The organism is Pseudomonas brassicacearum (assembly GCF_009601685.2).
Classification (GTDB): Bacteria; Pseudomonadota; Gammaproteobacteria; order Pseudomonadales; family Pseudomonadaceae; genus Aquipseudomonas; species Aquipseudomonas kilonensis_B.
Genome location: NZ_CP045701.2, coordinates 5,557,399 through 5,578,039, shown reverse-complemented (window position 1 = coordinate 5,578,039; position 20,641 = coordinate 5,557,399). Strand labels below are relative to the sequence as shown.

13 protein-coding genes, 2 tRNA genes and 3 rRNA genes are annotated in these 20,641 nt (G+C 58.3%); 11 read left to right on the top strand and 7 right to left on the bottom strand.

Annotated elements, in window-relative coordinates:
- Window positions 1-335: 335 nt before the first annotated feature.
- From GFU70_RS24145 to GFU70_RS24110, 8 genes are all read left to right on the top strand, one after another.
- Window positions 336-1,872 (top strand): 16S ribosomal RNA (locus GFU70_RS24145).
- Between the two features lie 160 nt (window positions 1,873-2,032).
- Window positions 2,033-2,109: transfer RNA gene (locus GFU70_RS24140), tRNA-Ile, on the top strand.
- 30 nt (window positions 2,110-2,139) lie between these two features.
- A tRNA-Ala gene (locus GFU70_RS24135) sits at window positions 2,140-2,215 on the top strand.
- 245 nt (window positions 2,216-2,460) lie between these two features.
- Window positions 2,461-5,352 (top strand): 23S ribosomal RNA (locus tag GFU70_RS24130).
- A gap of 167 nt (window positions 5,353-5,519) precedes the next feature.
- Window positions 5,520-5,635 (top strand): 5S ribosomal RNA (gene rrf, locus GFU70_RS24125).
- Together the 16S, 23S and 5S rRNA genes with 2 tRNA genes alongside form the textbook arrangement of a ribosomal RNA operon.
- Window positions 5,636-5,783: 148 nt before the next feature.
- Window positions 5,784-6,443: a paraquat-inducible protein A gene (locus GFU70_RS24120; RefSeq protein WP_058546013.1), complete on the top strand. Its 660-nt coding sequence runs from the start codon at window positions 5,784-5,786 to the stop codon at window positions 6,441-6,443.
- Window positions 6,430-7,053, top strand: a complete 624-nt coding sequence (locus tag GFU70_RS24115) for a paraquat-inducible protein A (protein WP_058546014.1) — start codon at window positions 6,430-6,432, stop codon at window positions 7,051-7,053. The genes GFU70_RS24120 and GFU70_RS24115 overlap by 14 nt, the downstream gene beginning before the upstream one ends.
- Complete coding sequence (locus GFU70_RS24110) at window positions 7,046-9,349, top strand: PqiB family protein (protein WP_058546045.1); 2,304 nt, start codon at window positions 7,046-7,048, stop codon at window positions 9,347-9,349. Before GFU70_RS24115 ends, GFU70_RS24110 begins: the two co-directional genes overlap by 8 nt.
- Window positions 9,350-9,653: 304 nt before the next feature.
- Here the strand turns inward: GFU70_RS24110 and mksF are convergent, their stop codons facing one another.
- Genes mksF through mksB form a run of 3 tightly spaced genes read right to left on the bottom strand, consistent with a single transcriptional unit; the run spans window position 9,654 to window position 14,462 of the window.
- On the bottom strand, window positions 9,654-12,494 hold the full coding sequence (gene mksF / locus GFU70_RS24105) for an Mks condensin complex protein MksF (RefSeq protein ID WP_058546015.1): 2,841 nt from the start codon (window positions 12,492-12,494) through the stop codon (window positions 9,654-9,656).
- Window positions 12,491-13,192 carry an Mks condensin complex protein MksE gene (gene mksE, locus GFU70_RS24100; protein WP_014340217.1) on the bottom strand — a complete coding sequence of 234 codons (702 nt, stop codon included), beginning with the start codon at window positions 13,190-13,192 and terminating at the stop codon, window positions 12,491-12,493. Before mksE ends, mksF begins: the two co-directional genes overlap by 4 nt.
- Window positions 13,182-14,462, bottom strand: a complete 1,281-nt coding sequence (gene mksB, locus GFU70_RS24095; RefSeq protein ID WP_153388906.1) for an Mks condensin complex protein MksB — start codon at window positions 14,460-14,462, stop codon at window positions 13,182-13,184. The genes mksE and mksB overlap by 11 nt, the downstream gene beginning before the upstream one ends.
- Window positions 14,463-14,643: 181 nt before the next feature.
- Here mksB and GFU70_RS24090 point away from each other — a divergent pair, with 181 nt between their 5' ends.
- Complete coding sequence (locus tag GFU70_RS24090; RefSeq protein ID WP_064106943.1) at window positions 14,644-15,423, top strand: hypothetical protein; 780 nt, start codon at window positions 14,644-14,646, stop codon at window positions 15,421-15,423.
- Window positions 15,416-15,868 carry a ribosomal protein S18-alanine N-acetyltransferase gene (rimI, locus tag GFU70_RS24085; RefSeq protein WP_058546016.1) on the top strand — a complete coding sequence of 151 codons (453 nt, stop codon included), beginning with the start codon at window positions 15,416-15,418 and terminating at the stop codon, window positions 15,866-15,868. The genes GFU70_RS24090 and rimI overlap by 8 nt, the downstream gene beginning before the upstream one ends.
- Before the next feature lie 70 nt (window positions 15,869-15,938).
- Here rimI and GFU70_RS24080 read toward each other — a convergent pair whose 3' ends face one another.
- On the bottom strand, window positions 15,939-16,343 hold the full coding sequence (locus GFU70_RS24080) for a hypothetical protein (protein WP_058546017.1): 405 nt from the start codon (window positions 16,341-16,343) through the stop codon (window positions 15,939-15,941).
- Window positions 16,344-16,475: 132 nt separating this feature from the next.
- Here GFU70_RS24080 and can point away from each other — a divergent pair, with 132 nt between their 5' ends.
- Window positions 16,476-17,120, top strand: a complete 645-nt coding sequence (gene can / locus GFU70_RS24075; RefSeq protein WP_058546018.1) for a carbonate dehydratase — start codon at window positions 16,476-16,478, stop codon at window positions 17,118-17,120.
- A gap of 10 nt (window positions 17,121-17,130) precedes the next feature.
- Here the strand turns inward: can and GFU70_RS24070 are convergent, their stop codons facing one another.
- The 3 genes from GFU70_RS24070 to GFU70_RS24060 form a co-directional block, all read right to left on the bottom strand.
- On the bottom strand, window positions 17,131-17,658 hold the full coding sequence (locus GFU70_RS24070) for a hypothetical protein (RefSeq protein WP_058546019.1): 528 nt from the start codon (window positions 17,656-17,658) through the stop codon (window positions 17,131-17,133).
- A 179-nt stretch (window positions 17,659-17,837) separates the two neighbouring features.
- On the bottom strand, window positions 17,838-18,998 hold the full coding sequence (locus GFU70_RS24065; protein ID WP_058546020.1) for a hypothetical protein: 1,161 nt from the start codon (window positions 18,996-18,998) through the stop codon (window positions 17,838-17,840).
- Window positions 18,999-19,111: 113 nt separating this feature from the next.
- Window positions 19,112-20,530, bottom strand: coding sequence for a short-chain fatty acid transporter (locus tag GFU70_RS24060; RefSeq protein WP_058546021.1), 1,419 nt, complete (start codon window positions 20,528-20,530; stop codon window positions 19,112-19,114).
- Between the last annotated feature and the right edge of the window lie 111 nt (window positions 20,531-20,641).

Genomic DNA, 20,641 nt, shown 5'->3' with positions numbered 1-20,641 from the left:
AGCGAGTAACGCTGTAGAATTCGCCTCCCGCTAACGAGAGATCGGAAGCGCAAGTGGTTGAAGTTGTTGATGTTTCCGAAGCGAAACTTTGAAAACTTCTTAAAATAACCGCTTGACAGATACGCGGGGCGCTGTAGAATGCGCGCCTCGGTTGAGACGAAAGACTCAGCCAATCGCTCTTTAACAACTGAATCAAGCAATTCGTGTGGGTGCTTGTGGAGTCAGACTGCTAGTCAACAGATTATCAGCATCACAAGTTACTCCGCGAGAAATCAAAGATGTAACCAACGATTGCTGAGCCAAGTTTAGGGTTTTCTCAAAACCCAAAGATGTTTGAACTGAAGAGTTTGATCATGGCTCAGATTGAACGCTGGCGGCAGGCCTAACACATGCAAGTCGAGCGGTAGAGAGGTGCTTGCACCTCTTGAGAGCGGCGGACGGGTGAGTAATGCCTAGGAATCTGCCTGGTAGTGGGGGATAACGCTCGGAAACGGACGCTAATACCGCATACGTCCTACGGGAGAAAGCAGGGGACCTTCGGGCCTTGCGCTATCAGATGAGCCTAGGTCGGATTAGCTAGTTGGTGGGGTAATGGCTCACCAAGGCGACGATCCGTAACTGGTCTGAGAGGATGATCAGTCACACTGGAACTGAGACACGGTCCAGACTCCTACGGGAGGCAGCAGTGGGGAATATTGGACAATGGGCGAAAGCCTGATCCAGCCATGCCGCGTGTGTGAAGAAGGTCTTCGGATTGTAAAGCACTTTAAGTTGGGAGGAAGGGCATTAACCTAATACGTTAGTGTTTTGACGTTACCGACAGAATAAGCACCGGCTAACTCTGTGCCAGCAGCCGCGGTAATACAGAGGGTGCAAGCGTTAATCGGAATTACTGGGCGTAAAGCGCGCGTAGGTGGTTCGTTAAGTTGGATGTGAAATCCCCGGGCTCAACCTGGGAACTGCATTCAAAACTGTCGAGCTAGAGTATGGTAGAGGGTGGTGGAATTTCCTGTGTAGCGGTGAAATGCGTAGATATAGGAAGGAACACCAGTGGCGAAGGCGACCACCTGGACTGATACTGACACTGAGGTGCGAAAGCGTGGGGAGCAAACAGGATTAGATACCCTGGTAGTCCACGCCGTAAACGATGTCAACTAGCCGTTGGGAGCCTTGAGCTCTTAGTGGCGCAGCTAACGCATTAAGTTGACCGCCTGGGGAGTACGGCCGCAAGGTTAAAACTCAAATGAATTGACGGGGGCCCGCACAAGCGGTGGAGCATGTGGTTTAATTCGAAGCAACGCGAAGAACCTTACCAGGCCTTGACATCCAATGAACTTTCCAGAGATGGATTGGTGCCTTCGGGAACATTGAGACAGGTGCTGCATGGCTGTCGTCAGCTCGTGTCGTGAGATGTTGGGTTAAGTCCCGTAACGAGCGCAACCCTTGTCCTTAGTTACCAGCACGTTATGGTGGGCACTCTAAGGAGACTGCCGGTGACAAACCGGAGGAAGGTGGGGATGACGTCAAGTCATCATGGCCCTTACGGCCTGGGCTACACACGTGCTACAATGGTCGGTACAGAGGGTTGCCAAGCCGCGAGGTGGAGCTAATCCCACAAAACCGATCGTAGTCCGGATCGCAGTCTGCAACTCGACTGCGTGAAGTCGGAATCGCTAGTAATCGCGAATCAGAATGTCGCGGTGAATACGTTCCCGGGCCTTGTACACACCGCCCGTCACACCATGGGAGTGGGTTGCACCAGAAGTAGCTAGTCTAACCTTCGGGGGGACGGTTACCACGGTGTGATTCATGACTGGGGTGAAGTCGTAACAAGGTAGCCGTAGGGGAACCTGCGGCTGGATCACCTCCTTAATCGACGACCGCAGCTGCTCCATGAGCTCCCACACGAATTGCTTGATTCATTGAAGAAGACGAAAGAAGCAGCCAAAAGGGTTGTGGCTTGGTTGGTTAGAGCGCACCCCATGCTCTGTGGTAAAGAGCAGGGTGAGGTCGGCCTTAGTAGCTCGAAATTGGGTCTGTAGCTCAGTTGGTTAGAGCGCACCCCTGATAAGGGTGAGGTCGGCAGTTCGAATCTGCCCAGACCCACCAATTTTGTGTGGGAAACGCCTGTAGAAATACGGGGCCATAGCTCAGCTGGGAGAGCGCCTGCCTTGCACGCAGGAGGTCAGCGGTTCGATCCCGCTTGGCTCCACCACTACTGCTTCGATTGTATAAAGCTTAGAAATGAGCATTCCATCGGTTCGATGGTGAATGTTGATTTCTAGTCTTTGACTAGTTCGTTCTTTAAAAATTTGGGTATGTGATAGAAAGATAGACTGAACGTTACTTTCACTGGTAACGGATCAGGCTAAGGTAAAATTTGTGAGTTGCTCTTTGAGCAAGATCGAATTTTCGGCGAATGTCGTCTTCACAGTATAACCAGATTGCTTGGGGTTATATGGTCAAGTGAAGAAGCGCATACGGTGGATGCCTTGGCAGTCAGAGGCGATGAAAGACGTGGTAGCCTGCGAAAAGCTTCGGGGAGTCGGCAAACAGACTTTGATCCGGAGATGTCTGAATGGGGGAACCCAGCCATCATAAGATGGTTATCTTGTACTGAATACATAGGTGCAAGAGGCGAACCAGGGGAACTGAAACATCTAAGTACCCTGAGGAAAAGAAATCAACCGAGATTCCCTTAGTAGTGGCGAGCGAACGGGGACTAGCCCTTAAGCTTCTTTGATTTTAGCGGAACGCTCTGGAAAGTGCGGCCATAGTGGGTGATAGCCCTGTACGCGAAAGGATCTTAGAAGTGAAATCGAGTAGGACGGAGCACGAGAAACTTTGTCTGAATATGGGGGGACCATCCTCCAAGGCTAAATACTACTGACTGACCGATAGTGAACTAGTACCGTGAGGGAAAGGCGAAAAGAACCCCGGAGAGGGGAGTGAAATAGATCCTGAAACCGTATGCGTACAAGCAGTGGGAGCCCACTTTGTTGGGTGACTGCGTACCTTTTGTATAATGGGTCAGCGACTTATTTTCAGTGGCGAGCTTAACCGAATAGGGGAGGCGTAGCGAAAGCGAGTCTTAATAGGGCGTCTAGTCGCTGGGAATAGACCCGAAACCGGGCGATCTATCCATGGGCAGGTTGAAGGTTAGGTAACACTGACTGGAGGACCGAACCGACTACCGTTGAAAAGTTAGCGGATGACCTGTGGATCGGAGTGAAAGGCTAATCAAGCTCGGAGATAGCTGGTTCTCCTCGAAAGCTATTTAGGTAGCGCCTCATGTATCACTGTAGGGGGTAGAGCACTGTTTCGGCTAGGGGGTCATCCCGACTTACCAAACCGATGCAAACTCCGAATACCTACAAGTGCCGAGCATGGGAGACACACGGCGGGTGCTAACGTCCGTCGTGAAAAGGGAAACAACCCAGACCGTCAGCTAAGGTCCCAAAGTTATGGTTAAGTGGGAAACGATGTGGGAAGGCTTAGACAGCTAGGAGGTTGGCTTAGAAGCAGCCACCCTTTAAAGAAAGCGTAATAGCTCACTAGTCGAGTCGGCCTGCGCGGAAGATGTAACGGGGCTCAAACCATACACCGAAGCTACGGGTATCACGTAAGTGATGCGGTAGAGGAGCGTTCTGTAAGCCTGTGAAGGTGAGTTGAGAAGCTTGCTGGAGGTATCAGAAGTGCGAATGCTGACATGAGTAACGACAATGGGTGTGAAAAACACCCACGCCGAAAGACCAAGGTTTCCTGCGCAACGTTAATCGACGCAGGGTTAGTCGGTCCCTAAGGCGAGGCTGAAAAGCGTAGTCGATGGAAAACAGGTTAATATTCCTGTACTTCTGGTTATTGCGATGGAGGGACGGAGAAGGCTAGGCCAGCTTGGCGTTGGTTGTCCAAGTTTAAGGTGGTAGGCTGGAATCTTAGGTAAATCCGGGATTCTAAGGCCGAGAGCTGATGACGAGTTGCCCTTTGGGTGACGAAGTGGTTGATGCCATGCTTCCAAGAAAAGCTTCTAAGCTTCAGGTAACCAGGAACCGTACCCCAAACCGACACAGGTGGTTGGGTAGAGAATACCAAGGCGCTTGAGAGAACTCGGGTGAAGGAACTAGGCAAAATGGCACCGTAACTTCGGGAGAAGGTGCGCCGGTGAGGGTGAAGCACTTGCTGCGTAAGCCCACGCCGGTCGAAGATACCAGGCCGCTGCGACTGTTTATTAAAAACACAGCACTCTGCAAACACGAAAGTGGACGTATAGGGTGTGACGCCTGCCCGGTGCCGGAAGGTTAATTGATGGGGTTAGCTAACGCGAAGCTCTTGATCGAAGCCCCGGTAAACGGCGGCCGTAACTATAACGGTCCTAAGGTAGCGAAATTCCTTGTCGGGTAAGTTCCGACCTGCACGAATGGCGTAACGATGGCGGCGCTGTCTCCACCCGAGACTCAGTGAAATTGAAATCGCTGTGAAGATGCAGTGTATCCGCGGCTAGACGGAAAGACCCCGTGAACCTTTACTATAGCTTTGCACTGGACTTTGAATTTGCTTGTGTAGGATAGGTGGGAGGCTTTGAAGCGTGGACGCCAGTTCGCGTGGAGCCATCCTTGAAATACCACCCTGGCAACTTTGAGGTTCTAACTCAGGTCCGTTATCCGGATCGAGGACAGTGTATGGTGGGTAGTTTGACTGGGGCGGTCTCCTCCTAAAGAGTAACGGAGGAGTACGAAGGTGCGCTCAGACCGGTCGGAAATCGGTCGTAGAGTATAAAGGCAAAAGCGCGCTTGACTGCGAGACAGACACGTCGAGCAGGTACGAAAGTAGGTCTTAGTGATCCGGTGGTTCTGTATGGAAGGGCCATCGCTCAACGGATAAAAGGTACTCCGGGGATAACAGGCTGATACCGCCCAAGAGTTCATATCGACGGCGGTGTTTGGCACCTCGATGTCGGCTCATCACATCCTGGGGCTGAAGCCGGTCCCAAGGGTATGGCTGTTCGCCATTTAAAGTGGTACGCGAGCTGGGTTTAGAACGTCGTGAGACAGTTCGGTCCCTATCTGCCGTGGACGTTTGAGATTTGAGAGGGGCTGCTCCTAGTACGAGAGGACCGGAGTGGACGAACCTCTGGTGTTCCGGTTGTCACGCCAGTGGCATTGCCGGGTAGCTATGTTCGGAAAAGATAACCGCTGAAAGCATCTAAGCGGGAAACTTGCCTCAAGATGAGATCTCACTGGGACCTTGAGTCCCCTGAAGGGCCGTCGAAGACTACGACGTTGATAGGCAGGGTGTGTAAGCGCTGTGAGGCGTTGAGCTAACCTGTACTAATTGCCCGTGAGGCTTGACCATATAACACCCAAGCAATTTGTATGCTCCAAGCTGAAAAGCAAAGAGACCAGATTGCGGTGTGTGAAGACGAAACGAACCGAAAGTTCGAATCTCACAAAACACCGAAGCTATCACATACCCAATTTGCTGAAGCGAGGCCAGCTGGCCGCGACTCAGTACCCGAATTTCTTGACGACCATAGAGCATTGGAACCACCTGATCCCATCCCGAACTCAGCAGTGAAACGATGCATCGCCGATGGTAGTGTGGGGTTTCCCCATGTGAGAGTAGGTCATCGTCAAGATTAAATTCCGAAACCCCTATCTGCTGATGCAGGTAGGGGTTTTGTTTTTGTCCCCAGGAAAGTCCGCGAAAGCTCGTGATAAATTTGCACAGTTATTTTCGAGCTGGAACACTAGAATAGCCCCACCTTAGCTGAGCCAGAGCTGTTTATGCCCGATCCGTCAGACATTGATAGGTTGTCAGATCTGCCCCTGAGCGATCTGGTGGCGTGTCATGAGTGCGACTTGTTGATGCGCAAGCCTCGGCTGGCCCATGGCGAAAAAGCCGAGTGCCCCCGTTGCGGGTATGAGCTTTATGCTCATCGGCACAATGTAGTCGAACGCAGCCTTGCCTTGGTTATCGCCGCCCTGCTGTTATATGTGCCGGCCAACTTCTTACCCATCATGGAACTCAATCTGCTCGGGCAGTCCTCCCAGGACACCGTTTGGAGTGGGGTGGTCGGCCTGTTTGATACCGGCATGCAAGGCATTGCGGCAGTGGTGTTCTTGTGCAGCATGGGCATTCCGCTACTCAAGTTGCTTTGCCAGTTGGTGGTGTTGTTGTCCATCCGCTTGGATTTTGGCCGCAGTTACGGTTTGTTGCTGTATCGCATTTATCACCATCTACGAGACTGGGGGATGCTTGAGGTCTACCTCATGGGCGTACTGGTGGCCATCGTCAAGTTGGCAGATATGGCGGCCATCACCGTAGGCCTTGGTCTGGTGTGCTTCATCAGTTTGTTGCTGGTCCAGGTCTGGCTGGAAGTGGTGATGTCACCCCATCAGATCTGGCAGGCGTTGTCAGGAGAAGATGCCCATGCGGGCGATTGATGCAGGGATTTTGATCTGTACGGAATGCCATGAGTTGAATCGGCAGGATGCTGAGGCCGATAACCAAACTTGTACTCGCTGCGGTGCGCTGGTTCACCCCCGCCGCCCGAACAGCTTGATGCGCACTTGGGCATTGTTGATCACGGCCGCGATTCTTTATATTCCGGCCAACATCTTGCCGATCATGACTATCAACTCGCTGGGCGAGGGCGCCCCGAGTACCATCATGGCCGGTGTCATCGAGCTGGTTCAACACGGCATGATTCCTATTGCCGCCGTGGTGTTCATCGCCAGCATCGTCGTACCCACTTTCAAACTGGTGGGCATCGCTTTGTTGTTATTTTCCGTGCAGCGGCATCAGCCGATGTCGGCGCGGCAACGCATCTTTATGTATCGTTTCATCGAATTCATTGGTCGCTGGTCGATGCTGGATATTTTCGTGATCGCTATTTTGGTGGCCGTGGTGAATTTCGGACGGCTCGCCAGTGTCGAAGCCGGTCTCGGCGCGATCGCTTTCGCCAGCGTAGTGATTTTGACAATGATTGCCGCAGTAACCTTCGATCCCCGACTGATTTGGGATAACACGGAGTCGGATGACGACCATGACTGATTTGCCTACCGCTAAAACTCGACCGGCTTCGAACTGGTCGGCCATCTGGGTCCTGCCGTTGATTGCCTTGATCATCGGCGGCTGGCTCGGCTGGCGGGCTTATAACGAGACCGGAATCGAGATCAACGTGCGCTTTGAGAGCGGCGAAGGCATCCAAGTCAACAAAACCGAAGTCGTCTACAAAGGGATGCCGGTCGGCAAAGTGACGGCCCTTACCCTCGATGACCAAGGCAGCTCCAAGGGCGTGGTCGCGACCATCGAGATGAACAAGGACGTCGAGCAATACCTCAAGACCGGGACGCGTTTCTGGCTGGTCAAGCCGAGCGTGAGCCTGGCCGGGATCACTGGTCTGGAAACCCTGGTATCGGGTAACTATGTGGCTATCAGCCCGGGTGAAGGTGAGTTGACCCGTAAATTCAAGGCGCTGGCCGAAGAGCCGCCATTGTCGGACGCCAAGCCGGGTTTGCACCTGACCCTCAAGGCTGATCGCTTGGGTTCGCTGAACCGTGGCAGTCCGGTGTTCTACAAACAGATTCAGGTCGGTCAGGTGAAGAGTTACCTGCTGTCGGAGGATCAGAGCAAGGTCGAGATCAAAATCTTCATCGAGCCGACCTATGCCAACCTGGTGCGCAAACACACGCGTTTCTGGAACGCCAGTGGCATCAGCATCGATGCCAACCTCTCGGGCGTCAAAGTGCGCAGCGAGTCCTTGGCCAGCATCGTGGCGGGAGGTATCGCGTTTGCCACGCCGGAAAACCGTAAAGACAGCCCACCTACGGACCCAAGCCTGCCGTTTCGTCTGTACGAAGATTTCGATGCCGCCGCCGCGGGGATTCGCGTCAAGGTCAAGCTCAGCGACTTCGAAGGATTGCAGGCTGGCCGCACGCCGGTGATGTACAAGGGCATCCAGGTCGGTAGCCTGAAGACCTTGAAAGTCGACCCGGACCTGTCCAGCGCCAGCGCGGAGCTGACCCTCGATCCGTTGGCCGAAGATTATCTGGTGGCCGGCGCTCAGTTTTGGGTCGTCAAACCATCGATTTCCCTGGCGGGTATCACCGGCCTGGAAGCGTTGGTCAAGGGCAACTATATTGCCGTGCGACCGGGTGACAAGGGCGGCGCGCCGCAACGCGAATTCGAAGCCCGGGCAAAAGCGCCACCGTTGGACTTGCGTTCCCCGGGGCTGCACTTGGTCCTGCTGACTGAAAACCTCGGATCGCTGGAGGTTGGCAGTCCGATCCTCTACAAACAGGTCAAGGTCGGGTCGGTGCAGAGCTACCAGTTCTCGCGTAAGAAGAAGCGGTTGATCATTGGGGTACACATCGAGAAGGAGTACGAAGGACTGGTCAACGGCTCGACACGCTTCTGGAACGCCAGTGGTATCACCCTCACGGGAGGTTTGACGGGCGGGATCCAGGTCAAGAGCGAGTCCCTGCAAAGCCTCATGGCCGGCGGGATTGCCTTCGAAACTCCGGAACCGAATGTGCCGCTGAAAAGACGCATCCCACGTTTCCGTCTGTTTGCCGATCACGAAGCTGCACAACAACGAGGCACCGTGGTCACGATCAAGGTCGACCGCGCCGATGGCTTGCGCAGTGGTACGCCGATCCGTTTCAAAGGCCTGGATGTGGGCAAGATCGAGGATGTCGATCTCAGCGCCGACATGCAGTCTGTGCTGCTTACGGCGCGTATCACCGAAGTGCCGGAGCGCATCGCCCGGGTCGGGTCCCAGTTCTGGGTGGTCAAGCCTGAGTTGGGGTTGATCAAGACTTCCAACTTGGAAACGCTGGTAACCGGCCAATACATTGAAGTGCAGCCTTCGGCGAAAAACCTCGGGCCGCAAAAAAGCTTCGTGGCCCTGGCCGACCCACCACAAAGCGCTGTGCCCGAAGCGGGATTGAGCCTGGTGCTGAGCGCAGCCCGCCGTGGTTCGTTGAAGATCGGCGTACCGGTCACCTATCGCGAGATCACGGTGGGCAAGGTCACCGGTTATGAACTGGGCCAGACCGCGGACCGGGTGCTGATCCATATCCTGATTGAGCCCAAGTATGCGCCGCTGGTGCGCAGCGGCACACGGTTCTGGAATAGCAGTGGCTTCGGTCTGGACTTCGGTCTGTTCAAGGGTGCGACGGTGCGAACCGAGTCGCTTGAAACGCTTATCCAGGGCGGCATTGCGTTCGCAACGCCGGATGGCGAGCGAATGGGCAATCCGGCCCGACCGGAGCAGACTTTCCCACTGTTCGATAAGTTTGAAGATGAATGGCTGACCTGGGCGCCGAAAATCAGTCTCGGTAAGTAAGGTTATTGGATGTAGCACTTGTGGCGAGAGCTTGCTCCCGCTGGGCTCTGTAGGAGCTGGCGAAGCCTGCGATCTTTTGATCTTGATCTTGATCTTGATCTTTTGCTTGAGACTCAAGTGCCTGGGAAAAGATCGCAGCCTCGTTGCACTCGACAGCTCCTACACAGCTCCTACACAGCTCCTACACAGCTGCTACACAGTTCTTACGGGCACAGTCGAGCGGGAGCAAGCTCCCTCGCCACGGTGCATGAAAAAGGCCGCGATCCATTTGGATCGCGGCCTTTTTCATGTCCGGCTATTCACCTCACACCGGATCCAGCTCCGGCTCGTCGGCCTGGACATTCACCGTGGCCTTCACCGCATCGTGACGACGGATGTATTTCCAGTCCGCTTCGTCGATGTAGATGCCGTTCGGGCCGCTGCCGCCTTCCAGGTCGATGGCGACACTGGCGCAGACTTGCGGCTTCACACTGGCCAGGATCGGCACGAAGCCCAGCTGCAGGCTGGTTTCCAGCAATGCAGCCTGGTTTTTCTCGTCGATGTCCGCTGCTTCGTCCAGGTAGTACGGCAGGCGCACGCGGCCGGCCTGTTCGCGGTCCATCAGGTGCAGCAACAAGTACATGTTGGTCAGCGCCTTGATGGTCATGGTGGTGCCGTTGGATGCCGCGCCGTCGATGTCGGTGTGGATCACTGGCTGGCCGTTGACCTTGGTGATCTCGAACGCCAGTTCGAACAGGTCCTTGAGGCCAAGCTGGTTGTGGTTCGCCGCCACCAGCCGTGCCAGGTACTCCTTGGCTTCTTCGTTCTTGTTGTCCTGCTCGGCGCTCTGGCTGAGGTCGAACACTGACAAAGTCTCGCCTTCCTCGTACTGGCCGGCACTGTGGATGATCTGGTCGATGTGTTTGAGCGCTTCCTTGTTCGGCGCCAGGACGATCCGGAAGCTCTGCAGGTTGGAGACCTGGCGCTTGTTGATCTCGCGGTTGAACAGCGCCAGTTGGTGCTCGAGGCTGTCGTAGTCGCTGCGGATGTTGCGCAGGGTCCGGGCGATGTCGGTCACCGCCGCACGGCGCGCCTTGCCCAGGGTCAGCGCTTCATCGGTGCGGTGGGCATAGGCGTTGATCAGCAGTTGCAGGCGTCGCTCCATGTCGTCTTCGCTGTCGAACTTGGCCACGCCCTTGAGGCGCACCTGGGCATACAGCGCTTCGATCTGGCCGTCGACCCGCAGCAGCCCTTGCCAGCTGTCCTGGTAGTCATTGAGCAGCGGCAGCAGGTTGTCCATGGAATCGTCGACCGGGTCCATGAACGGCGTGCCGAACGGCAAGTCCGCCGGGAGCAATTGACGACGGCGCAGGGCGTCGTCGAGGGTGCGTTGCTTGGCTTCCATGTCGGCGATCTGCCGACCCACCAACTGCAACTTGGCGGACAACTGCTGGACGCGCTCGGTGAAGGCATCGCTGGAGCGCTTGAGTTCGTCCTGGGCGGCTTCCATCTGCGCCAGTTGCTCGAGCTTTTCGCCTTCCTCGGCGCTCAAGGTCTGGGTGCGACGGAAATCTTCCAAGGCTTTTTGTGCATCGAGGACCTGCTGGTACAGCGCCTCGGTCTGGGTCTTGCTCGCGGCGCGGTCGGCAGCCACGGCTTGCTGGGTCTTGAGCTGCTTGAGTTCTTTTTCCAGGCGCTCTTTCTGGTCGCGCAGTGCGGCGCGGTCGGCCAGGGCTTGCAGGGCAGGCGGCTCGATGTGGGACAGGTCGATGGACAGGCCGGGCACTTCGAAACGTTCGCCCTTGAAGCCGTCGAGGATCAGTTCCATGGATTTGACCCACTCGCCGTTCTCGTCCAGGGCGATGCCGTGTTCGCCCAGCGGCAGGCTGAACAGGGCGCTGTTGAACAGGCGCATCAGGCGTTCGACGTCCTGTTGCGAGAACTCTTCGCGCAGGCGGGCGTAGCTGTTGTTGTCGGCGTGATCGAGTTGCTGCTTGACCGACTTCAGGCGTTTTTCCAGGTCCCGCAGACGCTCTTCCAGGTCTTCGGCGCTGAACTGCCGGGACTGGGCCAAGGCGCCGGCCAGTTCGTCGTGGGCGTCCTTGGCGGCGAGCAATTGCTGCTCCAGGACCTTGACGTCATCCACCAGGGCAAAGCGGTTCTTGAGCACCGACAGCTCGCCGATCCAGCGTTGGATGCCGCTGATTTCCCGCTCCAGGCGCATCAACTCCTGAGTGCCGCCGCGCTGGTCGTTCTGCAGTGAATCCTGTTCGTTGCGGTAGTGCTCGGCCTGGATGGTCAGCTCTTCCTTGCGCGCACTGGCGTAATCCGACCAGGTGCCCAGCAACGAGTCGAGCAATGGCGACAGGCGATGCAATTTGCCGCGCAGGATATCGCGCTGCTTCACGCCATTGGCCAGGGCTTCCACCAGCGGACCGGCCGCCACCAGGGAGTTGTAGTCCTGCTCCATGCGGCGTACGTCGCGGAAGGCTTCTTCGCACGCGGCGATGTAGTCCACGCTACCGGAGCGCAGGCTGTGCTCGAACGCGTCGAGGAACAGTTGCTTGAGCTTGGCTGCAGTGATTTCGCGCATGTGCAGCAGGTTGATGAACAGCGCGCGGAAGGTCTTGAGGCTTTGCTCGCTGGTGGAACGCAGCGGGATCAGCGTCAGGTCCAGCGGGATCGAGGTGTGACCACCCACCAGCAGGCGTCGCAGTTCATCGGGCTTGAGTTCGTAGGCTTTCAGGCCTTCGCGCTCCAGGTTGGTGAACAGCTCTTTCTGACGCAGGCAGGTGTCATTTTTCTGATAGTGGGCCAGGTCCAGTTTGCCGGCGTAGGCAAAGAACTGGTGACCGAAACCGCCGCCAGGGCCGCGACCGACCACGCCAATCACGTGCGGGCCGTGGGGCAGGGCGACTTCCACCAGGATGTAGCTGGTGTCCGAGGCAAAGTAGAACCGCCGGGATTGCTCCAGGCTGTACTTGCCGAAGCTCATGTCCGACATGCGCGCCAGGATCGGGAACTGCAAGGCGTTGATCGAGGCGGATTTACCGAGGTTGTTCGCGCCATAGACCGACAGCGGTTCTTCCAGCGGGAACAAACCGAGGCTGTAGCCGGCGGTGTTCAAAAGGGCAAAGCGGCGGATGCCGTAGCGTTCCTTGCTCATGCGTCGGTCTCCTGTTCTTCGGCAATGGCGCGGGCCAGTGCGTCTTCTTCGCTCTCACCTTCAAATTCGCTGAGGTCCAGCGGATCATCGGTCTGCAGCAATTTTTCGTCGCTGTCTTCGTCGATCAGCACCGGCGCCGGCAACGGCAGCACACTGTGCAGGCTGGCGGCCAGGTCGCGGTCCTGCTGGACCGACAGGCACACGTCGAGGAAACGATGCATCGGCGGCAGGAAGCGGTACACGCCGTTTTCTTCGCTGGCAAAACCCAGTTGGGTCATGCGCCGCATGATTTTCTCTTCCAGTTCTTCCTGGGTCTGTACTTCGGCCTGGATGAACAGGTCGCGGTACTTTTCCAGCAGCGACGGCAGCTCATCGCGGCCCAGGCTGCCGCCGTCGAGCACGGCAATCGGGTCGCGGCCCTGGTCGGCCAGGTGCTCGACCAGGATGAAGGTGAACAGGGCCAGGCGCTGGGCGGTCTTGTTCACCGCCGCGGCGGCCAGGTCCGGTACGAAGTAATAGAAGCCACGGGTATCGCACACCAGTTCGAAGCCCAGGGCCTTGAACAGCGTGCGGTACTGGTCCTGGAAGTTCGACAGTTGCGCGTACAGCTCCGGGTCGCGGCGGCTGACGTGGTAGCCCTTGAACAGCTCGCGAAAGATCGGCGCCAGCTGGGAGAGTTCGGATAGATCAAGATGCATGGGGGATGCTCGCAGAATCCTCGACGGCGGTGTCGCCGGCCGAGAGCAGGGCGAAGGAGCGCAGGCTGACCTGATGCTCGTGAGTGTGATAGTCGCGGCGTTCCAGACGCTCGCGCTTGAAACGTTTTTCCCGCGACAGGCGCGAGAACCAGTACAGCAATTCGTCGGTGGCGCCGTCCGGTTCCTGCTCCAGCAGCCAGGACATCAGGTCCGGCATCGGCAGGGCGTCTTCGCAACGCTCGACCATCTCGCGCACGGTGCGTGGCGCGCGTGGTGCATCGCCACCCTTGTGGGTCTTGTGGGACTTGGGGAAGCGCGCCGGTTTCGGTTCGAAACGGGCCAGGGCGTAGACATAGGCTTCGACCTGGCTGGCGCTGCCCAGGAACGTGCTTTGCGGCCGGGTGAACAGCGGCATGGCGGCCTGCGGTACGGCATCGATGCCTTTGCGCCGGATGGCGGCCAGGGCCAGGGCGGCGCCACGGGTCACGGCGTTGTGGCGGCGGGCCTCTTCGCGCAGTGGCAGGAGCAATTCTCGGGCATGACGCAGGGTCAACTGGGCGCTGGTCTGCATCTCCAGGATGCGCGCGTGGGTGCGCAGCAGCATGTCGTCGTCCACCAGGTGACCGAGGCGCTGCTGTTCGGTGAGCATGCGCAACAGCACGTTCTCGACCTTGCGCACGCCTTGCTCGAAGGCGCCGTCGGCGTTCACCAACTGGATCATCGGCTCGACGTATTCGTCCCAGGTCGCCAGCACTTCGGCATAACGCTGGCGCAACGGGATCTGCCGGTCGCTGGTCTTGGCTCGTTCGGCGACGGCCACCAGGGCCTGTTCGTCGTTGGCGAGTTTCTTGAGCACGTCGCGCACGCGCATGTCCAGCAGGCGCAACTGGCGGGCCAGGTCGTTGCCGTCGCGCACATCGAAGGCGTCCTGGATGTAACCGGCCAGGCGCTCGAGGTGACGCAGGTAGGCTTCGATCTCCAGGCACAGGCCCAGCCGGTGTTCGCGGCGCAGGTAGGCGAGGAAGTCATGGATCTGGGCGTTGAGCTCGAAGCGGTTCGGGCTTTTCGCCACCGGTACGAGGATGTCCAGGCGGATCCACACATCCAGCAGGCTGGTGATGTCCTGGGGCGTGCTGTCCAGTTGTTGGGCGGCCAGCTGTGAACGCAATTCGTTGAGGCTCAGGGTGCCCTGGTCGAAGTGCTCGCACAAAGGTTCCAGCAATGCCCAGTGTTCAGCGAGGGCGCGCAAGACGCGCTTGGGTTCGATCATCGCAATGGCCGTCGGGTTGGCAATTAAAAGCGGCGATTGTACTGCATCGGGCCGGTTGCGATTCACCCCTTGGACGGACTGTCGTTTGCTATCGATCAACTATTGGCTCAACAGGGAAGCGATCCGCGCCGAAGGGCGGTAGAATCGCTCCCACTTTCCGTTATCCACAAGTGGCCGACCCTTGCTTATCGAGTCCCGTCGCCGCGCCTATCTGACCGCCATGCAGGTGGTCAACTGGCTGCCGCGTACCGAATTGCCGTTCGCCGCCCCGTCGCGGCCCGAGCTGCTGGAAACGCCCGAGCCCGAGTACATCGCGCCGGTCGTGACTGCGCCTGTGGCCAAGACGGTTGCCGAGCCGGTGGCGCCCGTGGTCGAACGGCCAAAAATCGAAGTGCCGCGTCCCAGCCTGGCCTCGACCCGTACCAACGCCAAGCCGGTGGAAGAGGTTGTCGAGGCGCCGCCCAAGGCCCCCTACGTCGCACCGCCGCGTTTCGCCCTGCAGCTGCTGCGGGCCGGGCGTTGCCTGCTGTTGGTGGAGTTGCCCACGGGCGAGCCGTTCCAAAGCCGTGACCCGGCCTATCTGCTGCTCAAGGACATGCTGCGCGCCGCCGGTCTGCCAGACAGCCCGCAGATCATTGGCGAACCGGTGCGCTGGCCGCTGTTGTCGCGCGGCACCATGGACCAGGGGCCCGAAGCGGCGCGGGATTTCGTCCAGGGGTTCGTTTCGGCGCGTCTCGAAGACGAGCCCTGCGTGTGCCTGTGGCTGATCGGCCTGCCGGCGGTGAAGTTTGCCGGCGAGGCGGACGCCGAAGCGTTCAATCGCGAACTGCAGGTCGAAGGCCTGGGCTCGGCCTGGGCGTTGCCCGGGTTGGAATTGTTAATGGAAACGCCACAGCGCAAGGCTGATGTCTGGCAAGCCATGCGCCGGCTGATGGCGCGCTGGAAAGAATCGAATGAGTGACGCTGTATCGTTCCGCCCGATGACCGAGGCGGACCTCGACGCTGTACTGAAAATCGAATACGCCGCCTACAGCCACCCCTGGACCCGCGGGATATTTCTCGACGGGCTGGGCAAATACCAGATTTGGTTGATGTTCGAAGGCCAGCAGCAAGTCGGCCATGGCGTGGTGCAGATCATCCTGGATGAGGCGCACCTGCTCAATATTACCGTCAAACCGGAAAACCAGGGCCGTGGCCTGGGCTTGCGCCTGTTGGAACATTTGATGTCGATCGCCTACAAGGCCCAGGCCCGGGAATGCTTCCTGGAAGTGCGCGACAGCAATCGCACGGCGTTCCGGCTGTATGAGCGCTATGGCTTCAATGAAATTGGCCGGCGCCGGGATTACTACCCGGCGGTGGGCGGCCGTGAGGATGCGGTGGTCATGGCTTGTACCTTGGTGGACTGAAGCGCCACATCACATTGAGGTTGACCACAACGCCGCCATCGCGAGCTTGCTCACGATGGCGATTGTCGGCTTACCGCTTGCCATCCAGCGGATCGATATCCGCCATTTCCGCTTCATCCAGCCCATCGCCTCCGCCAATATCGTTTTCATCGACGACACTCAGGTCCCAGTCCGCCTGTTCGTCGTCCCCGGTCTCGTGGGCATCCCGAGCGCCGTCTTCGCGGATGAGGGTTTCCGGGCTCATGTCGTCGTCGGTCGATTCGTGATCATCCGTCGAAGCCCCGGTCAGCCCGGCTTCACGGACGCGTTCGCGAGGCATCAGGTGCTCGCGTTCGTTTTCCGGCAGTTCGTCACCGATTTTCGCGCTGGGTTCTTCTTCGTCGAACTCCAGTTCATGCATCGAGCCCATGCGATCTTCGTTGTCGTCGATGGGTTCCGGTTGCGTCGCATCGAAGGGGCGTCGTGAATCATTCATGGCAATTCCTCATACTATGGGCCTTACTGGTGTCGACCGGCAGCGCATCCAGGAATTCCAATGCATTGCCGACGTGACCTCGACCGGCGGTCGTTTGTCACAGTTGCGCACTCTCAATCGAGGCTAGACAGCATGAACGAATTACAAGATCTGATTGATAACAACGCGCGCTGGGCCGATGCGATCAAGCAGGAAGATCCTGACTTCTTCTCCAAGCTGGCTCGTCAGCAAACCCCAGAGTACCTGTGGATCGGCTGTTCCGATGCGCGGGTGCCGGCCAACGAGATCGTCGGCATGCTGCCGGGCGATCTGTTCGTACACCGCAACGTGGCCAACGTAGTGCTGCACACGGACCTCAACTGCCTGTCGGTGATCCAGTACGCGGTGGACGTGCTCAAGGTCAAACACATCCTGGTCACCGGCCATTACGGCTGTGGCGGCGTGCGTGCCTCGATGCAGGACCGGCAACTGGGCCTGATCGACGGCTGGCTGCGCTCGATTCGCGACCTGTACTACGAGCATCGCGAGGCGTTGGGCCAATTGCCGACCGAGGAGGAACGTGTCGACCGCCTGTGCGAGCTGAACGTGATCCAGCAGGTGGCTAATGTCGGCCATACCAGCATCGTGCAGAACGCCTGGCACCGGGGGCAGAAACTGTCGATCCATGGCTGCATCTATGGCATCAAGGACGGACGCTGGAAGAGCCTGGACACCACGATCAGCGGTTTCGAACAGTTGCCACCGCAGTATAGGCTGCGTCCGGTTGGCGCGCCTTGATTCCGGTTCGTCAGTCGCGGTGACATTGGCGGCGCCAGTGCCGTAGAAACTTCATTCCCTGCTCATTGGGCGGTTCGTCATAGCCGGTAATCCAGCCATGACAGTTGGGCGAACCGCACCGGCAGGCGAACTGTCGATACAGTTTCTGTTCGGTACTGGCGTAGTCCATCGTCAGGCAGTCACCTTCATCGATACGGGCCAGTGACCACAGCCACAGCTCGCTCATGTCGAGGAAGACATTCGGGTCGCAGGAATGCAGCAGCAATCCGGCGAAGTGTGGGTCATACATGTGGACGTCCGGCAGGATCTGCAGCGTGTGCAGGCGCCGTCGGCTCACCAGCAGCCCCGAAACCCTGCACATCCTCTCCATGGGAGCGAATGGTTTGCGGGCGACGATGCCGTTGCCGCGCCCGTCGGTCGTGTGATGCACTTCGAAATCGCGCGCCGAGGGGTAGCCCAGGCGGGTGCTGAGTTGTTTTTCCGGGTAGATGCAATCCCGATTCTGTGAACAGGCCCTATCTGTTATGAACGTGGTCATGACAGTCCTTGTCGGTGCTAAACACTCGACTTTCTGGCGCTGGCGATCCTGCCGGCGATCGTTGAAAAAACCTTGATAGCTTCGCCCAAGTCGGGGGCGTCATCTACTGTCAACTCTGACAGGCGCCAAAAGCGCTTTCCCGTGTCAGCCCAAACCTACGCGGGAAAGCACCTCAAGGTTTAGACCGCCTCGGCAGGCAGCGGCATAGGCACCTTCAGTTGTGGAAGTTGCGACTTGATCGCCGGCGTTTCGCATTTTTTCGCTGCATCTGCCGGCGTCAAGTTGCGAATGGAGGTGTAGAACAATTCGCAGGTCTTTTCCTTTTGCGTGACCTGCCAGGTCTGCGTGCACTGGTTCAGCAGTGTGCTCGGGTCGGTGCCTGGCTTGCTGCCCATGCCGGCCTGCCAGCATGAAGCACTCAGGTCCTGACCCATGACTTTCAGGCCAGCGGCATCCGCCTTGGCTTCGTCACCGTCGTAGCTGTCCTTGTCGGCGGCGTACCAGATGTAGCTCGGATGATTGGAACCCAGGACCGGAACCTTGACGCCGCTGCCGGTTGTGATGGTCGCCAGGCCGAGTACATTCACGGTCGGGCCGTACTGGGTCTTGATCCAGTCCCGAACGGGCGCTCCGAAGGCCACCATTGGCAATGCGGCGCCGCTGGCGGTTTGGGTGACCTGCGTGACCATGGTCGTCTGGTAATCGTTGAAGTAGCTGTAGAGCCCCGCCAGTGTGCTGCCGGCGTTGGATGGCGCCGCGATGGGCGCGATGTCGATGATGGTCTGGTAGGCCGGCGTCTGTTCAACAGCAATGCCGTTGACGGTCAGCAGCGTGGCCCAACGATCGGTGGTGGCCGACTCCAGGTAGTCCTGGGCCTGGGTCAGGGAGTAATCCGGCGGGAAGTGCAGCAACTCGACACTCTTGCGGTTTTCCAGGGCCATGCCCAGCGGCAGGAACAGGTACCAGTTGTAGGACCATTTCTGGTCGCTGTTGAGTTTCGAGGCGCCGTTGTACGCCAGGTCCCCGGCGTCAAGCAGGGCCTTGAGCGGTTGGCCGTAGCTCTTCGGTACGCCGCTGATGTGGGCATAGACTTTATCGTTGTCGCTTTTGACACTGACCTTGGCCGTGCTGTAGCCGTCGCGCTGTACGCTTTGGGTCAGGTAATGCTCGACGGTCTGCTCCAGGGTCCAGTCGCGAAAGCAGATGACGTTGCAGTTGTTGGGATAGGCGAAGAGGCGAGTGACGCGTTCGGTGCTGCCCAGTTGTACGTCAATGTCCTCGGCGTGAGCAGTGGCACTCAGGGCCAGGGCGGCAAGAGGAAGAACGGCGAGTTTGAACATGCTCAGATCCTTTTCAGCGTGAGGGACCCCTAAAACAGGGCGCCCCCAATACTGAAACAGACCGGGCCGAAGAAAAAGTGGGCCGAGGGAAATATCGGCCCTTTTTTATGGCTTTATGGCATCACTGGCGGCAAATAACTCAATGTTGTCCCCAGTGCCCATAGCAGCGCCAGCACCAACGGCGTATGCACCAGCAACTGCACGAAGGAAAAACCGATCAGGTCCCTGGCCTTGAGCCCCAAGACCCCCAGTAACGGCAGCATGTAGAACGGGTTGATAAGGTTTGGCAGCGCTTCGGCGGCGTTATAGATCTGCACCGCCCAACCCAGGTGATAGTTCAGGTCGTTGGCCACCTGCATGACGTAGGGCGCTTCAATGATCCACTTGCCGCCGCCAGAAGGAATGAAAAAGCCCAGTACCGCCGAATAGACACCCATTAACAAGGCGTAGGTGTCATGGGAGGCAATCTGGACGAAAAAGGTCGAGATATGGTGGGCCAACGTCTGGGCATCGCTGCCCTTGACTGTGGTCAGCAAGGCGGCGATCGAGCCGTATAGCGGGAACTGGATCAGTACGCCGGTGGTGGTTGGCACTGCACGGGCCACCGCATCGAGAAAACTGCGCGGCCGCCAGTGCAGCAAGGCCCCGAGCATGATGAACAGGAAGTTATAGGTGTTGAGCCCGGAAATGGCATTGATCGCAGGTTTGGTCGAGAACTCATGGAACAGCCAGCCGGCCGCCAGCAGCACCAGGGCGATGGTCAACAGCGGGCTGTGTTCCAGCCATTCCCCGGGACGGGTGCGCGGTTGCAGCACCGGCATGCTGAAGCTGGGGTCGATCCCGCAGGCGGCGGCGTCACGGGCGCTGTTCGGGCCGGGGGCGGTGGCGTAGGCAATGATCAACGAGATCACAATCAGCGCCAGCAGCATCACCCCGGACTGCCAGAGAAAGATGGTCTGGGTGAACGGAATGACGCCAGTGATCGACAGGATCGACGGCGGCAGGCTGGCCGGGTTGGCCTGCAATTGTGCGGCCGATGAAGACAACCCCAGGGCCCACACAGCACCCAGCCCAAGGTATGCGGCGGCGCCGGCGGCGCGATAGTCCATCTTCAGATCGGTGCGACGGGCGAGGGCCCGCACCAGCAGGCCGCCAAACACGAGCGACAGGCCCCAGTTGAGCAACGACGCGACCATGGAGATCAGCGCCACCCACGCCACGGCAGAGCGGCCGTTCTTCGGGATCCGCGCCAAGCGATCGATCAACTTGACGGCGGGTGGCGAACTGGCGACCACGTAACCGCCGATCACCACGAAGGCCATCTGCATGGTGAACGGGATCAGGCTCCAGAAGCCGTCGCCAAACGCCATGGCGGCTGCCGTGGGCGGGGCGCCGATAATTTGTGTCGCCAGCGCGACCACCAGCACCGCCAGCGCGGCAAAGACCCAGGAGTCGGGGAACCAGCGCTCGGCGAAACTGGAACAGCGCAAGGCGAAGCGGGCGCAACGGCTGTCTTCGATGTCGGTGGTCACGGCAATTACCTCGTTTTTATGGTTATGGGTATTGGGGGGCGGCAAGGCCTCAGCGGTCAGCCATCAACAGTAGAGCAATCCAGTGACCATGGGACGCTTGTCAGGGTTTCG

What these genes read in the sequence shown, in the direction of transcription:
- GFU70_RS24080 (WP_058546017.1), bottom strand. Translation starts at nt 16,343, where the DNA reads ATGAATGATTCACGACGCCCCTTCGATGCGACGCAACCGGAACCCATC.
- GFU70_RS24065 (WP_058546020.1), bottom strand. Translation starts at nt 18,998, where the DNA reads ATGTTCAAACTCGCCGTTCTTCCTCTTGCCGCCCTGGCCCTGAGTGCC.
- rimI (WP_058546016.1), top strand. Translation starts at nt 15,416, where the DNA reads ATGAGTGACGCTGTATCGTTCCGCCCGATGACCGAGGCGGACCTCGAC.
- mksB (WP_153388906.1), bottom strand. Translation starts at nt 14,462, where the DNA reads ATGATCGAACCCAAGCGCGTCTTGCGCGCCCTCGCTGAACACTGGGCA.
- mksE (WP_014340217.1), bottom strand. Translation starts at nt 13,192, where the DNA reads ATGCATCTTGATCTATCCGAACTCTCCCAGCTGGCGCCGATCTTTCGC.
- GFU70_RS24120 (WP_058546013.1), top strand. Translation starts at nt 5,784, where the DNA reads ATGCCCGATCCGTCAGACATTGATAGGTTGTCAGATCTGCCCCTGAGC.
- GFU70_RS24110 (WP_058546045.1), top strand. Translation starts at nt 7,046, where the DNA reads ATGACTGATTTGCCTACCGCTAAAACTCGACCGGCTTCGAACTGGTCG.
- mksF (WP_058546015.1), bottom strand. Translation starts at nt 12,494, where the DNA reads ATGAGCAAGGAACGCTACGGCATCCGCCGCTTTGCCCTTTTGAACACC.
- GFU70_RS24115 (WP_058546014.1), top strand. Translation starts at nt 6,430, where the DNA reads ATGCGGGCGATTGATGCAGGGATTTTGATCTGTACGGAATGCCATGAG.
- GFU70_RS24070 (WP_058546019.1), bottom strand. Translation starts at nt 17,658, where the DNA reads ATGACCACGTTCATAACAGATAGGGCCTGTTCACAGAATCGGGATTGC.
- can (WP_058546018.1), top strand. Translation starts at nt 16,476, where the DNA reads ATGAACGAATTACAAGATCTGATTGATAACAACGCGCGCTGGGCCGAT.